The sequence below is a fragment of the Pontibacter pudoricolor genome (assembly GCF_010092985.1).
GTDB classification, from domain to species: domain Bacteria; phylum Bacteroidota; class Bacteroidia; order Cytophagales; family Hymenobacteraceae; genus Pontibacter; species Pontibacter pudoricolor.
Map to the genome: position 1 here is coordinate 319,179 of NZ_CP048106.1, position 15,090 is coordinate 334,268.

Annotated in this window: 13 protein-coding genes and 1 tRNA gene; 6 read left to right on the top strand and 8 right to left on the bottom strand. The window is 43.8% G+C overall.

Annotated features, from left to right (window positions below):
* Positions 1–40: 40 nt before the first annotated feature.
* Together GSQ66_RS01405 and GSQ66_RS01410 are read right to left on the bottom strand one after the other, a co-directional pair.
* Positions 41–1,333 (bottom strand): site-2 protease family protein, encoded by a 1,293-nt coding sequence (locus tag GSQ66_RS01405; RefSeq protein WP_162425815.1) that lies wholly within the window; start codon positions 1,331–1,333, stop codon positions 41–43.
* Positions 1,320–1,952, bottom strand: coding sequence for an HAD family hydrolase (locus GSQ66_RS01410; protein ID WP_162425816.1), 633 nt, complete (start codon positions 1,950–1,952; stop codon positions 1,320–1,322). Before GSQ66_RS01410 ends, GSQ66_RS01405 begins: the two co-directional genes overlap by 14 nt.
* A gap of 99 nt (positions 1,953–2,051) precedes the next feature.
* Between GSQ66_RS01410 and GSQ66_RS01415 the strand changes: the two genes are divergently transcribed.
* Both GSQ66_RS01415 and GSQ66_RS01420 read left to right on the top strand, forming a co-directional pair.
* Positions 2,052–2,125: transfer RNA gene (locus GSQ66_RS01415), tRNA-Ile, on the top strand.
* A 402-nt stretch (positions 2,126–2,527) separates the two neighbouring features.
* Positions 2,528–3,208 (top strand): outer membrane beta-barrel protein, encoded by a 681-nt coding sequence (locus GSQ66_RS01420; protein WP_162425817.1) that lies wholly within the window; start codon positions 2,528–2,530, stop codon positions 3,206–3,208.
* A 192-nt stretch (positions 3,209–3,400) separates the two neighbouring features.
* Here the strand turns inward: GSQ66_RS01420 and GSQ66_RS01425 are convergent, their stop codons facing one another.
* From GSQ66_RS01425 to GSQ66_RS01435, 3 genes are all read right to left on the bottom strand, one after another.
* On the bottom strand, positions 3,401–3,709 hold the full coding sequence (locus GSQ66_RS01425) for a hypothetical protein (protein WP_162425818.1): 309 nt from the start codon (positions 3,707–3,709) through the stop codon (positions 3,401–3,403).
* Positions 3,710–4,285: 576 nt separating this feature from the next.
* Positions 4,286–4,477, bottom strand: a complete 192-nt coding sequence (locus GSQ66_RS01430) for a CsbD family protein (RefSeq protein WP_162425819.1) — start codon at positions 4,475–4,477, stop codon at positions 4,286–4,288.
* A gap of 319 nt (positions 4,478–4,796) precedes the next feature.
* Positions 4,797–5,183 carry a DUF7793 family protein gene (locus tag GSQ66_RS01435; RefSeq protein ID WP_162425820.1) on the bottom strand — a complete coding sequence of 129 codons (387 nt, stop codon included), beginning with the start codon at positions 5,181–5,183 and terminating at the stop codon, positions 4,797–4,799.
* Between the two features lie 75 nt (positions 5,184–5,258).
* Here GSQ66_RS01435 and GSQ66_RS01440 point away from each other — a divergent pair, with 75 nt between their 5' ends.
* Complete coding sequence (locus GSQ66_RS01440) at positions 5,259–7,700, top strand: aminotransferase class I/II-fold pyridoxal phosphate-dependent enzyme (RefSeq protein WP_162425821.1); 2,442 nt, start codon at positions 5,259–5,261, stop codon at positions 7,698–7,700.
* Between the two features lie 36 nt (positions 7,701–7,736).
* Positions 7,737–9,425, top strand: coding sequence for a response regulator (locus GSQ66_RS01445; RefSeq protein ID WP_162425822.1), 1,689 nt, complete (start codon positions 7,737–7,739; stop codon positions 9,423–9,425).
* 84 nt (positions 9,426–9,509) lie between these two features.
* On the opposite strand, the gene GSQ66_RS01450 is transcribed toward GSQ66_RS01445, so the two are convergent.
* Positions 9,510–12,029, bottom strand: coding sequence for a TonB-dependent receptor domain-containing protein (locus GSQ66_RS01450; RefSeq protein WP_162425823.1), 2,520 nt, complete (start codon positions 12,027–12,029; stop codon positions 9,510–9,512).
* Between the two features lie 144 nt (positions 12,030–12,173).
* Between GSQ66_RS01450 and GSQ66_RS01455 the strand changes: the two genes are divergently transcribed.
* Positions 12,174–12,731 (top strand): OsmC family protein, encoded by a 558-nt coding sequence (locus tag GSQ66_RS01455; RefSeq protein ID WP_317164212.1) that lies wholly within the window; start codon positions 12,174–12,176, stop codon positions 12,729–12,731.
* A 1-nt stretch (position 12,732) separates the two neighbouring features.
* On the opposite strand, the gene GSQ66_RS01460 is transcribed toward GSQ66_RS01455, so the two are convergent.
* Positions 12,733–13,452: a hypothetical protein gene (locus GSQ66_RS01460; RefSeq protein WP_162425824.1), complete on the bottom strand. Its 720-nt coding sequence runs from the start codon at positions 13,450–13,452 to the stop codon at positions 12,733–12,735.
* A 252-nt stretch (positions 13,453–13,704) separates the two neighbouring features.
* Here GSQ66_RS01460 and hpf point away from each other — a divergent pair, with 252 nt between their 5' ends.
* Positions 13,705–14,016 carry a ribosome hibernation-promoting factor, HPF/YfiA family gene (gene hpf, locus GSQ66_RS01465; RefSeq protein WP_162425825.1) on the top strand — a complete coding sequence of 104 codons (312 nt, stop codon included), beginning with the start codon at positions 13,705–13,707 and terminating at the stop codon, positions 14,014–14,016.
* A 93-nt stretch (positions 14,017–14,109) separates the two neighbouring features.
* Here hpf and GSQ66_RS01470 read toward each other — a convergent pair whose 3' ends face one another.
* Positions 14,110–14,904 (bottom strand): S1/P1 nuclease, encoded by a 795-nt coding sequence (locus tag GSQ66_RS01470; protein ID WP_162425826.1) that lies wholly within the window; start codon positions 14,902–14,904, stop codon positions 14,110–14,112.
* Positions 14,905–15,090: the final 186 nt, after the last annotated feature.

The window sequence follows — 15,090 nt, forward strand, 5'->3', positions numbered from 1 at the left end:
TAGTTGTTCCGGGCTTTTGCGTTTCAGCTAAACTATAGACCTATTCGATCACAAAAGGGGTAGGGCTGAAGCAAAGCAGGAAAATTACGAACGCCAGAATTCCCAGCACTTTACGGAAAGGAGTAAGCGGCCGCTCGTTAGGGCAGGAGGGATGAAAAAGCCCCATGACCCTGGAAAGCAATAAACTATACACCAGCCAGCCGCTATATCCATCAGCTTCCGGGAAAAAGAAGGAGATCAGTACCTGCACCACAACTATAACTATAGCCGCATAAAGCGCGAATTTTAATTTAGGCGCAGCTGGTTGCAGCACAAATATCAGGTAAAGCGCATACGTTGGCCAAACCCAGATATAGCCTGCAAAGTCGGGTAGGGTAGTAGCTAAACTATACTGGAACAGGAGCATGAACAATGCCGCACCCACACTATAGCGTCGGTTTTCCACTAATTTCCGGAAAGCCCAGTACGTGAACGGAACAAACACCACCATCAGCTCATCAGACCAAAGCGGCTCATTGTACGGCGATATCACCCCCAAACCGGCATAGAGTACGAAGAACGCAAAGAAGATAGGAGAGAGCCTGTTAAAACGCGTATAACCTAACAAACCATAGAGGATGTGCCCTCCGTCCAGCTGCCCGATCGGCAACAGGTTCAGTGCCGTGAAAAACAAGGCCAGGTAACCTGCAAATAAAATCGGGTAATGGATGATCTCATAGGCATTGGGTACCAGCGACGGGTCTGTGGCTACATAGTGCTCAAAGAACGTAAACAACAGGTTCTTGCCCAACGAAAAATTGCCAGCACCCTGTTCGTATACATGCGCTGCATAGTCCAGCCCGTATTTCTGATACTCCGGGTGGATGGTGAAAATATGTTCCGGCGCAGGCAGGTGCGTAAAGCCGTACCACAGCAACGGAATGGCAACTATAAAACCAGCCAGTGGCCCGGCAATACCAATATCGTAAAACTGCTGCCGTGAGTAAATGCGGCTTTTAATGCGAATAAAAGCACCCATAGTGCCAATTGCAGCTGTAATGCCAAACCACAACGGAATGTAGTAGGGCAGCGTAACCTGCGTCCGGTAATGCCTGGCTGTAAAATAATGCCCGAACTCATGCACCGTCAGTACCCCGAGAAACGGAACAGAAAAGTAAAGTCCAGCCAGAAACTCAGCCCAGGTTATAGTTCCTGTCCAGGTAAATTCTTCCGGCCCCAGGAAAAACAGTTTGCCCGTCATCCACTCGGCCCCGGCTATAGTTGTGGTAATAAAGGTAACTATAAACAGCAGGAGGTGCAGGCCATACTGCCGTTGCTGCTTAGTTAACAACATCCTTAAAAAACGCATTTATAGTTAACGGCGGCTGCAGGTGCAACGTGTTTATGCCCAGGCTATCGGCACTTTTAATATGCTGAATGCTGTCGTCTATAAACAACGTCTCTGCTTTATCCAGATCATTCTCTGCCAGTATCTGCTCAAAAATGGCCGCATCCGGCTTGCGCTTGCCAACTAAATGCGAGTAATAGGTCCGCTCAAACAAAGAGTCGAGGCTGGGAATGGTAAAACTGTGCGCTACTATCTCGTTGAATTTTTTCAGGTGGATGGCGTTGGTGTTGCTGAGCAGGAAAAGCCTGTACTTTTTGCCCAGTTCCTGCAGCAGGTCTATGCGCTCTTTGGGGATGTCGAGCAGCATGGCGTTCCAGGCGGCATCTATTTCCTCATCGGTAGCCTCCAGGTTGTATTCACGGCGCAGGCTATCGCGGAACTGCCCGCAGGTGCTGTTGCCCGTTTCGTATTGGTCGAACAGCTCAGATTGTGCTTTTTGGGTAAATTCCATGGCACTGCCTGTCTTACTGTACTTTAGCAGTTCCTGTATACTTTTATGATAGTCTATGTTGATGATAACGCCACCCAGGTCGAAGATGATGTTTTTAATTTTTTGTAAATCCACGGAAAAATTTTTGCGTTGCATTTGAAAATCTCGATACAAATATGTAGAATTGCACTCCCAAATCAAAGAAAGCACATTTTTGCGCCGACTTTCAGGGACGGGCCTATAGCTCATTCGGTTAGAGCAACTGACTCATAATCAGTAGGTGGCTGGTTCGATTCCAGCTGGGCCCACTTTATATTCAAGCACTTACGTAGAGAAATCTGGTAAGTGCTTTTTTGTTTGCACACCATTTGAATACAGGCTGGCTTAAAAACAAAAGGCGCCTGCCAGTAGGTGATACCGGACAAGTGCCTTCCTTTTATTAGTAGTCTTCTCTCTTCTAAGTCAGCAGCGGCCTTTTTAGTCTTCTTTTTCTTTTCTTTCTCTTTTGCAAATAATCCGGGTATGGCAGTAGTTCGACTTCAGCCTTTAAAATGTTTAATATTAACAAGAAATATTCAATAAGTTTAATGTTATAGCTGTGGCAAGGCAACGTAAATCAAATATATGGTTTGTAGAATATATATCTTGTGTTATATTCTTGAAATAGTAACTTTACCGAAAATTATTTAACCAACTATCATTCCAAGCTAATGAGAAAATTATTACTTATTGCGGCATTAGGTTGCCTTAGTTACACTGCATCTGCACAAGGTGGTGAAAAACAGTCCCGCATCATGTTAAACATTGGTGCTGCCAGCCCTTCAGGTGATTTTGGCGGAAAAAATATTGAAGGTGAAAAAGACGGTTTCGCAAAAACAGGTGCGCTTATTTCAGCTGGTTATGCGATGGACTTGAATAAGAACTTCGCTTTTGGTGCTACCCTAGGCTGGAGAAACAACCCAACCGATATAGATGCCATTGTTGCTGAACTGGGTGGTGAAGAAGCAGGTATGACAAAAGCCGAAGCTACTTCATGGAGAACAACTTATTTAACGGCGGATGCTTATGCGCAATTACCATTAGAGAAGTTGAATCTATATGCAAAAGGCTCTGTTGGTTATGGCTTTTCAAATTCTTCAGGCCTTGACCTGGAAGGAGAATCCGAATGGGGTTCTTATGAAATTACGCAGTCAGAAGCCAAATCAAATGCGCCGGTATTCGGGTTAGGCGTTGGCTTACGTTATGATTTTGGCAAGTTTGGTTTAGGCGCAGAAGTAGGAATGTTTTCTACTACTCCTGAATTTGAATATGAATATGATGGCGAGAAAGAAACGCTGAAGCAGCCAATGACAACTGTTAACACTACCCTACAACTGTCGTATCGTTTGTAAAATACAGCCCTTTATAGCTAATAAAAAGCCCTTGCAGTAGCAGGGGCTTTTTTGTTGGCTATAGTTTAAGTTAAACAAAATTATTAGCCTGCTTGCTTCGCTCTATTAAGATGTAATTGGCATTATACTCATTCATTTGGTAGAGCGCTTGCAGGGCGGATATCAGCGATTCCAGCGGGCTTGCTTTCTTGTTTAAGTTACGGTTGATTTCGAGATAATTCCGGTAGCCCCCGTTCCGCCGATATGCTCAACATAATGATCGGCTTCGATGGGTTTTATTTGGTTGAACTCTTTTGCCAGTACAACATGCGCCAATTTCGACTTCGCTGCTGTTCTATCCTGATAAGTGGCAAATGCATACAGCCGGTACTTATAGGTTAACTCAGTGGAATGGGGTACCATGATGGATGGAAAGAAGTAAGCTGGAAACGGATACAGCTGGCTGATAATTCTTTTCAGGGAGATGTACCTTTCAAAAAATAATAAAATTGTACGCGGCACTTAGGTCTAACATTTTAATAGGTCAGGGGTAATCCGGTTTTCTGACTTGTAGACTTTCAGGGAAGCGTACATAGTGGATTGCTGCTTCTTACATATTTCCCATGCTTGCCTTTAGGAACTCAGTCCTGCTTTTTCACAGAGTAAACCAGAGTTACCCGTCTGTTATTCTGGTCAGAAGTAATTCGGGTCATGATCTTGTATGACTCTTGCCGTGTAGGTTTGTTATTGAGGTCAGCGTTATAAGTCCAGGACATATATAGCATTCTAAACAAATATGCGTTTTTAATGCGATTGCTGTAACTATACTGAAATTTTTTTGTAATATATTTATACGTAATGCTTTGGGGTATTATGAAATATGGCTTTATTTGGTTTAAAGCAAGTACTTGAAGGTGTCAGAATTTAATTATTCGGTTCCGGCTGGGGTCATATTTTAAAAGCACTTATCTCACAAAGTGATAAGTGCTTTTTGTTTTAAATGTAACGTTAGTCAATTACCCGGAAGGTCTGGGAGCTATAACTTCTTGGTTATAACTATAGTTAATTGTAACCCCAAAAGCGCCTTCCGGCCAAGGTCTATAAGGAGTCAATCCACTTCTTTAAATCGTGTTTTGCTTTGCCTGTTTTTTGCTGAAGCTTGCCCAGCCATTCGTCCTGTTTGCCTTCGTCGTATGTCAGGTCATCATCGGTCATGTTGCCGTACTGTTGCTTTATTTTGCCTTTCAGTTCGTTCCAGTTGCCACGCGCTCTATATTCTGTTTCGTTCATAATCGTAGGTTTAATAGTTAAACATGCTGTACTATAGTTTACGCGTGTAGCCCAAATCTGGTAGCAAATCATTCTAATAAAAAAGCCTTCCTGGCATTGTTATTACAAGAGGCAGCTCTTACGCTTAAGCTCACACAGTTGATCAATTTTGGCGAAACAGGAATTGAAAGTTACTCTGGATAGCGACGAATTCGCAGGTTAAGTAAGAGACAAGTATATTCGGGCCTTAGTCAGATAAGTGCCTGTCCGTATTCTCTGCATGGTTTTCCTTTTTTGAGGTTAATTGCAAGTTGGGTAGAAGAGGTAATTCCGGAAATGCTTATTTATTAAACTGTTTCAGCCATTCCAGGGCACTTTTTTTGTCAGTAAACATGCGGGTAGGGTTCTGCGGCTTATTTACCATTATATAAAAATTAGCCATCATTTTTGTAACCGTGGAATTGATAAGTATAGCATTAGCTGTAATCCCTTCGTTACCTTCATTCGCAAAATAATCGCGGGCTTCCTTAGTAAAGTTTTTAATACTGATAACATCTACCAGGCATGGGTAATCCTTATTTTCGGTAAATGCTTTGCGGGCTTGTACGCAGGCTTCTGCCACATGCTGGTCAAGGTTCTCAATCTGTTTATAATAGAAGTGCAGGATACCTTCTTCTATAAACATCATTACATACGGTGTTTCATGTTTTTTTATGGCCTTCTTCAAAATACTCTTTTAAAATGAAATAAATTTTGTTATAATCTTGTTACGTCATTTAAACTAACAATTTTACTAAACTTTGTGGCAAAAATAAGACACAATAACATTATTGATACGGTAGATTCGGTTCTTTCTTTATCAAAGAAAAAAGGAATTATCCATTTACATGCCGAAGACAAGGTATTAACTGGTGAGTCACTTATACTTAACGGTAAAAAGGTATTACATTTCGGTACATGCGGGTATCTTGGCCTGGAGCATCACGCCGCTTTAAAACGGGGAGCTATAGATGCTATTGAGCGATTTGGGACCCAGTTCCCGATGTCACGTACCTATATTTCCAATCCCTTATACAGCGAGCTTGAATCCCTGATTCAGGAAATGTACAAGGTACCGGCTGTTATCTCTAAAAACTGTACACTGGCGCACCAGACCACCATACCAGGTATTATCAGGCAAACCGACCTGGTTATACTTGATCATCAGGCGCATGCCAGCATACAGGAAGCTGTTAAAAAATTACTGGGCCAGGGCGTTGCCGTGGAGATGATCAGGCACAACAACCTGGAAATGCTGGAAGACCGCATTAAAAAGCAGCGCAACAAGTACAACCGTATCTGGTATATGGCCGATGGAGTATACTCAATGTATGGCGATTATGCTCCTGTAAAAGAAATGATTGCACTGGCCGAAAAGTATGAACAACTATACCTGTATGTTGATGATGCCCACGGCATGAGTTGGGCTGGTAAACATGGCACCGGGTATGTTATGAGCCAGATGGACGGCGTGCTTTACCGTAAAATGGTACTTACTGCAAACTTGGGCAAAGGCTTTGGGGCATGTGGCGGCTTGTCTTTGTTTCCGGATGAGGAGTGGTACAACAAGGTAAATAACTTTGGCGGGCCACTTACTTTTTCGGTACAGATAGAGCCTGCGACACTTGGAGCAGCTATTGCCTCAGCTAAACTGCACCTTAGCGACGAAATTGTTACGTATCAGCAGGAATTGCAAAAAAGGATCGACCACTTTAATACACTGCTTCAGCAAACCGACCTGCCGCTGGTACACGAAAATAACAGCCCGATCTTCTTTATTGGAACCGGCACTATGGAAATGGGCAATTACCTTGTAAAAGCCCTGCTGAACGACGGTATTTATGTAAACCTGGCTACTTTTCCGGCTGTGCCTGCCAAAAATATCGGTATCCGGATTACGATATCTCTTAAAAACTCTTTTCAGGATATAGAACAGTTGGTCGCTAAACTCAGCTATAACTTTAAGCAGGCTTTAGTTGAAACCGGGCAGACTGATGAGAAGATTCGGAAGGCGTTTAAAATGCCTATGCCAGCAGCGACACTGCTACAAGCGCCACCAGCAACTATAGACCAGACGGTTAACCTGAAAAGCTATATAACAATACAAAGTATAAAAGAGTCGGACTGGAATACTTACCTGGGGCATGAAGGTATGTTTGACTGGCAGGGGATGTTGTTTCTGGAAAAATCTTTCAGCAATAACAAGCAGGAAGAGAACAACTGGAAATTCAGGTATTTTGTAGTCACCGATAATAAGGAGCGCATACTACTTATGACGTTTGCAGCAATTGCGTTATACAAAGAAGATATGTTTGCCCCATCATCGGTATCAAAGGTAATTGAGCAGGAGCGTGAGCTTAACCCAACCTACTTAATGGCAAAAGGTTTAATGCTGGGTAGTTTCTTTACTGAAGGCAAGCACATGTACCTCGATAGGACCAGTGGAGTTTGGAAACTAGCCCTTACGATGTTGATACAGGAGCTCTTTAAAGAACAGGACAGAGAGCAGGTAAGTAATGTTATGCTGCGCGATTTTGATGCTGACGACCAGGAAATGCATGAATTTATGGTTGATCAGGGCTTTATAAAGATTGATCTGCCGGAATCCTGTGTGGTTGAAAACCTGCATGGGCAAACAGAAGAGGCCTATGTAAATGCCCTGTCGCGGAAAAACAGGCGCCATTATGTACAGAAAATAAGGCGGAACCAGCATTACTTCGAAGTTGAAGTTAAGAGCAGCTTAACTGATGAGGAGCTTACCCATGCCTTCCTGCTTTTTAAGAAAGTGAAAGATAATAATCTGGCCATCAACAATAGTTTGTTCCCTGAAAAGTTATTTAAGGAAATAAACATAAATCCGGACTGGGAGTTTATAGTACTTTATCTGAAAGAAGAGTTCAGCACTAACCGGGATAGTGTAGCAGTTTGTTTTTGCCATAAAAATTCTGCTAAAGTATATAGCCCCATGCTTATCGGTATGGATTATGATTACCTGGCGGAATTTGGAATATACAGGCAGGCCATTTTTCAGGTGATAAACAGGGCTAACGAATTAAACTGTACAAAGATCAACTTCGGTATATCGGCGACTATTGAAAAACAGCGGATCGGTGCAACCACTTATGCTAAAGTAGGTTATTTTCAGGCAAAAGATAACTTTACGATGGAATTAATAGAAGCTACTTTCATGATTGATAGAGAGTAGCGAACTTTACTTTTTAGTAGTGTAATAGGAAAATACGTGGAAGTTCTACAGAAAAGAATTGAGGAGGTTATTACGTTCATTGCTGAAATAGCAAATGGAAACTTTGATTACCGGATGGAGGTCTCTGAAAACGGCGACGAGTTGGATGCCGTTATTTTGGGAATAAGCATGCTAGGGCAGGAACTTAAAAATTCTACTGTTTCCAGGGATTTTATGCAGAGTATTTACCAGGGTGTGGTAGATATGCTGCTTGTGCTAAATACAGACTATACCATCCGGAATGTAAACGATGCTTTTGAGGAGTTAACCGGCTACACGCAAGATGACCTGGTGGGCAGGCATTTTACGGAGATTTTCAGTGACAATGAGAACCTGCGCCTGCTGGAGGCTTTATTTAAGCTCGAAAATGAAGGCAAATGCCTGAATACGGAATTCCTGTTGTTAACGGCAAACCAGACTACCATCCCGGCATCCTGTTCATTTTCTTTTCTTAAAAATAACCTGAAAGAAACAGACGGCATTCTGATTATAGCGAAAGATATTACCGAACTGAAAAATAAGGAGCGGGAACTGCATATAGCGAAAGAAAATGCTGAAGCTGCCAACGAAGCTAAAAGTAATTTTCTCTCCAGTATGAGCCATGAAATCCGGACGCCGCTGAATGGTATAGTAGGTTTTACCAACTTGTTGGTCAATACTGATCTGGATAATACGCAGGCACACTATGTAAAGCTGATTCAGAGTTCGGGATCTACACTTACCAAACTCCTGAACGATATACTGGATCTGCATCGCATTGAACAGGATAAGATAGCGATTGAGACTATTCCGTTTGATCTGAAAGCGACCATGGCTTCTCACCTGGAACCTTACAAGTATATTGCCGAAGCAAAGAAAGTCAGCTTTAACTATAGTTTCGATGATGCAATTCCCCAGGTAGTTATCGGCGACCCGACCCGTATAAACCAGGTACTTATTAACCTGGTGAGCAATGCTATAAAGTTTACTGAAAAAGGAAGTATTGATGTACACTGTTCGCTGGAAAATTTAAACGAGCAGGCTGCTGAGGCTACACTCTATTTTACAGTAACTGATTCGGGAATAGGTATACCGGCAGAAAAGCAGGAAATTATCTTCGAGTCGTTTACACAGTCTGACCAGTCTACAACGCGTAAGTATGGCGGCTTTGGGCTTGGGCTGGCAATCAGTAAAAAACTTGTAAAGCTGATGCAAGGCGAAATGGGCATAATAAGTGGTAAGGAAGGGCAGAAAGGTACTTCTTTCTGGTTTAAGATCAGTCTGAAGTACGACACAAAACCAGCCATTAACCCTGCCGAAGACGAGGCCGATGCACTTTTCTGTTTGCCAAACGAGCCGAAGATACTGGTAGTTGATGATAACCCCATGAATGTGCTGCTGATGCAGGATGTATTGGAGCAGATGGGAGCAGCAGTAACCAGCGCAAAAAGCGGCGAAGAGGCTTTACAGCTTGCCACTAAACAACCCTTTGAACTGATCTTTATGGATATCCAGATGCCGGGAATGGATGGCCTGCAAGCGACAAAGCAACTCCGTAGGCAGAACTATAGCCAACCTATAGTTGCTTTCTCGGCCAATGCCTATAAAGATGATATTACCCAAAGTATGAACGCCGGTATGAATGACCATTTATGCAAACCGTTTACCACAAAAGAGTTGGTAAATATGCTGCGCAAGTGGTTGTAAGCTATAGGTATCTGTTTGCAATAAAATACAAAAGCCCTTCCTGAAACAGGAAGGGCTTTTTCTATCAATAAACAGGTAGTAATTTTATTGCATTCCGTTACCGTCGCCTTGCTTGGCATCATCGTTGCGGATTGATTTTTTACGTTTAGGCGGACGCTGCTGGTCCATTTTGCCAAAGCTATAGTTAAAGGTCACTTTGGCGCCACGGTTATAGTTGTTGATACGGATGTGCTGCTCGTAATTTAAAGCGTTCACGTCAATCTCCATTTTCATGCTCTTACGGAATGGGTTGTCCAAGCCAAGGGCCAGGCCACCTTTACCACCAAACATCTCCTTTTTGAAAGCTAAACTATGGTAAGAGAACGATGCGGAATTACCCTGCAACTGAAGTCTCTTTGAGTTAAACCCGCCGTTAAACTGAGCGCTAAAGCCTTTCCCAAAGTTGTAAGATGAGTTTGCATTGATGTTGTACATCCAGCCACTGTTGGAGTAATCTCTGCTCTCCAGGCTTACAAAGTAGATATTAGAGCTACCCCCAATTGTCCAGGCAGTCACCGGCTTAACCGAACCAAACAAGCTCATGCCGTAGGTTTTGTTCTGAGCAACGTTAGCAAAAGTCAGGATAGTTGTGTTTGTTGCTTTATCATAATCCGGCAATGTTTCAATGGCGTTATCTGTCTGGCGCATGTATAAGCTGGTACTGATAGATGCTGTTTTAAAGTAAGTGCTATAGCCCAGTTCAAACAGGTTGGTGAGTTCTGGATCTAGTTTTGGATTACCTTTTACAACCGTGCCCGGTGCCTGGTCCTGCTTAAATGGGTTCAGGTAAAACAACGACGGACGCTGGATACGCTGCGTATAGTTTGCTTTTAAAGTATGCTTCTCTTTAATAGTATAAGAAAGCGCTACACTTGGGATCAGGTTATGGTAATCGTCTTTATAGCCATCCCTTTCTTCCGGATCGCTGTTCTCTGTTCTTAAGTAGTCGCCAGTGATATCGGTTTGCTCAAAACGGGCGCCAAGTTTTACGTTCATCTTTTTCTGAATAGCAAATCCGTAAGTTAAGTAAGAGGCGTACACATTCTGGCCGTAGTCGAATGCCATTTCTTCTTCGTTTCTCGAAACACCAACTGTATCAGCGATGGAAAGACCATAGCTGGTCACATCCCTGAAAATTGATTTGACACCAATCTCCAACATGTGCTTATTCTCGAACGGATGCACGTAGTCGGCCTGTAAAGTCAGTTCCTTGTTACCGCCATCGTTGTTATTACGCTGCAGGTAAAAAGGAGCTTCGCTGAAACGGAAACGGTCCTGGTCGTTACGGGTATCTGCATCTGTTACCGAGTACTGCGACAGGATGGAAAGCTCCTGCTGTGGTTTTGCAAAAGTATGCACAAAATCCAGGTTATAGTCAGTTCCTAATCGTTCGTTTCGGTTTCTGATGTCAGTAGAAAAGGTCTCTGTTTCTTCTTCAATGCCGCCTTCAGTTACTTTTTGCTCCTGGTCGTTATTCATTTTAAAGTTGCCACCGTTGCTTCGCACACTTCCCGATAGGGTATTCTTTGGCGTAAAGTCATAATCGAACCCTAACTGCCCGTTCATAAACATCCCGTTAATAGAGGTGTTGCCATACTGGCTTCTGATCATACGGTTTACAGAGGGTTCGCTGCTTCTTGGCGAAATGGTAATATTACTCATGTCACCTTTGTTGTAAAACGTATGAGCACCCAGATTCGCAGTTATTCCTAGTTTGCCACGGCGCACGTTCAGGCTGGCATTGCCATTGCTGGCTCGCGTACCAGCTGTTAGCGCCACCGAACCAGTTACACCCTGCAGGCCACCATCTTTTTTGGTGATGATGTTGATGATACCTGCTGTACCTTCGGCATCGTACTTGGCAGATGGGCTTGTAATTACTTCTACCGATTTGATCTGGTCGGCAGGTATCTGCTTCAGGGCGTCGGCAATGCTACCAGCCATAATAGCGGAAGGCTTGTTATTGATAAGTACACGCACGTTAGAGCTACCACGCAGTTGCACGTTGCCATCTGTATCCAACGACAGCGAAGGTACTTTTTGCAAAACATCGGCTGCGTTGCCACCGGCGTTTGTAATGTCTTTTTCTGCGTTGTAAACGGTGCGGTCAATCTTTTCTTCAACCAGTGGTTTTTCGCCGGTAATCACAACTTCATTCAGCCTTTTCGCATCCGAAGCCAGGGTAATGCTACCCATATCCAGGTCCTGGTTATCAGAAGTAATGCTAAACTCGTTCAGGGTTTTCTGCTGATATCCTATAAACGACACAAGCAGTTTGTATTTGCCAACACCCACTTTGCTTATCGTAAAACGGCCTTTTTCATCGGCCATGGTTCCGTCTATCGGTTTGCCGGTGCTTACACTTACCAGGGCAACGGTGGCAAATTCCACCGGGTTTTTAGAATCGGCATCAACCACTACACCACTAATTTTAGCGTTGCCTTTTGGCGCTGTAGTGCCCGGTATAGCTGCTGCCTGCTGCTGTGCCGGACGAGCCTGCTGACCTTGTGCAAACACAGGAACCGTGCTTAAGCCAAGGAGTAAAAGGAGTACATTCTTATTCATAGTTTTTTATCGGAAAGGTTCTTAAAATCCATCCACCGCGAGTTATTCCAAACTTCACATTACAAAGTAAGCCTGCTTTTCTGAACTGCTAAAACAGATTATACCAATGCACTTCATTTCCATATAAAGAGCCATAAGAACCCGATGAGTTTTTTGTCGGAACGAATTACAAATTGGTCGGCAAATGCGGGGAGCTATAGTTGTATTTTTATAAATGCTGAGAACTATATTGGGCAGGAATATTTTGAGCAGAAGGGCAGAGTTTATACTTTCGTGAAAAGAAGAATAATGGAAGTTAACTTAACAAGAATAGACCAGGATTATCATTTTGCAGCAACCGGCAATTCGGGCGTAGCAGTGCACATGGATGCCAACCCCGAAATTGGTGGCCACAACATGGGTGCCCGCCCCATGGAAATGCTATTAATGGGACTTGGCGGCTGCAGCGCTATCGATGTGATCATGATCCTGAAAAAACAGCGTCAGGAAGCTACCACCTTCGATATTAATGTAACTGCCGACCGCGAAAAAGTGGAGGAACATACCGAGTTTCGGAACATAAACGTGCACTTTAAACTAAGCGGCGACCTGAACGAAGACAAAGTACGCAAAGCCATCGAGCTGTCGCTGGAGAAATACTGCTCTGTTGCCATGGTACTTTACAAGACATCGACTATAACCTATAGTTTAGAGCTGCTATAGTTTAAGCACTGAGCCTGGCCACATACTTTACCAGCGTACGTTTGGCAATAGGCAGCAGGCTTTGTTCCAGTGGTACCGGCACTTTGGATATAACAGCAAAGGTAGCGGGGTTAGGCAAGTCTTTCCGCTCTTTTATTAGCTGTACTTTCAGGTTTTCGTGGGTCAGACTAAGGCCGCGGCGCACGGTTTGTACATGCTCTGTATTGATGCCCCGGTATTGCTCGTAGGTGTTTTTAAAGACTGTGATGCGGTACAGGTATACCTGCGTTTCTTTGCCCGGAAAAGCATCCAGGAAAAGGTAGCCCTCGTTGTGATAAATTGGCGTGATACCAACCGGGGTTATTTCCAGATGGCTTTCTACAAACTCGTAAAGCTCTTTGCCTTCTTCCAGGGTTTCGCTGAAAAGGGGAGAAGCGTATTGAATGATCTCTTCGATCTGCGCCATGGTCTCGTCGTCTTCCACAATTTTCTGGTAAACAAGCTCCAGTTTCTCAAAATCGGCACGGCTGATGCGCTGCGGAAACTGTTCATATACCAGCTGCTTGTGCTCTTTTATCTGCACCAGGTTGCGGTAATGCATGATCAGGTCTGAGAAAACAGGGTAAAGGCGGTGTTGCCCGAACTCGGATTTTACAGCTTGCAGGTAGGCCAGCAGTATGTATTTTTTGTACTCAAAATCCAGTAAGCCTTCGGTAAGCCAGTTGATGGGTAGGGTGTTCATTGCCTTCAACTTTAATGGTTTAATCTTGCTGTATTTAACGTAGCATACAGAAAGTAAGGTTATAGTTCAGGTCAATTTTATGTTCTACAACTATAGTTATGGTCAGCGGTTTGGCACTAAAACTATAGTTGCTCTGCACCTGTTAGATTAACTAAACCACAGCCTTTACGTTAGTTATGCATAGCCAAAAGGCATAGAATGCCGGAATGACTGCATTTGTACCTTATTTGACAAACTTAACTAATAGCAAACATGAATAATAACCACACAGAGAATTTTGAAGGCATAAAACTGGACATACAAGCTGTTGGCGTTGAATTATCAGATGTGATACATGAGAACATCCGTGAGAAGATCTCAAAACTGAAGCGCCATGGCAGCAAAATAGATTCGGTTGATGTTTATTTTAAGGAAGAAGCAAACCATGCCACCAATACAAAAAGTGTTAGAATGCGTGTGGGTGTGCCTGGTAACGATGTTTTTGCCCAGGATGAAGGCGACAACTGGTACCAGTTGCTGGATAACGTAGAAGAAAAACTGAAGCGCCAGTTAGGTAAAAAATAAGGAAAGATCTTTAGTTGCGCACTTCAGTAACTATAAAAAAAAAGCCTTCCCGCTACTATAGCAGGAAGGCTTTTTTTGTGATGCAAACTATAGTTACCCGAAGATCTCGTTCAGCAGGCCGGCCAGGTGAATGCCACCTTTCAGCAATTGCTGGTTCAGGGTTTCTACGTTGTCGTAGTTGTAGCGGTAGCTCAGTTTTTGTTCCGGCTGCACTTCGCTGTAAATTTTGTTGCTTATCAGGTAAGATTCGTACAACCACTCGCTAACCGGCTGTTTCATCCACGCTTTGCGCTGGGCTTTGGTGGTGTGGTTCAGGTGTGTGCTGTACTCGGTATAGCTCAGGTCCTGCGACTCGATCAGGTCGCTGTCCCAGAGGCGGTGCAGGTTGGTTGGCTCTCCGAACCAGAACAGTTTTACACGGTTTCCGCCCAGGTCATCGGGGCGGCCGGTGTGCATGGGCTGGTGTATATCACCCACCATGTGGATCACCAGGCGCAGGTACATCTGAGCTTTGTCTTTTGGCAGGTCCTTTTTCTTCAGTTCAGCTACCAGCATGTTCAGTTTGGTGTGTATGTTGGTAGTGGTATCGGCCATCAGGGTAGCGGTAAACTCGTCCTTGCTCATGCCCGATTTAAAGTTTACATAGTGCCAGGTGTCCAGGTACTTGTAGCTTGGCTCCGATTTTACGAAGTCTGCCCAGTTGCTGGCCATGGCTACCGACTCCGTGCCCAGAATTTTCTTTACTTGTTTTTTAGCCTTGCAGCTCAGGTTGCGTTCTGCAATTTCGCCTACCACGCGGTGCCCCAGCATGCCCCAGGCCATCGACTGAAGCGGCAGATACAGGAACAAACCCACTAAAAGTAATTTTTTAAGCGCGTTAAAGATCATTGATGTAAGAAACTATAGGTTAGATGAATTCGGCAACAAAGGTCTTAAATTTCTGCAGAAACACGGTACCTATAGTTGAGAATTGTTTAATGGCGCTGTCTGCGTTGTGGTGGCGTGGCTATAGTTGTTCTGGTTTTCGATGATGGTAACTATAGCTTCCGGTAATTCCTGCTTTTGCGCAACTGT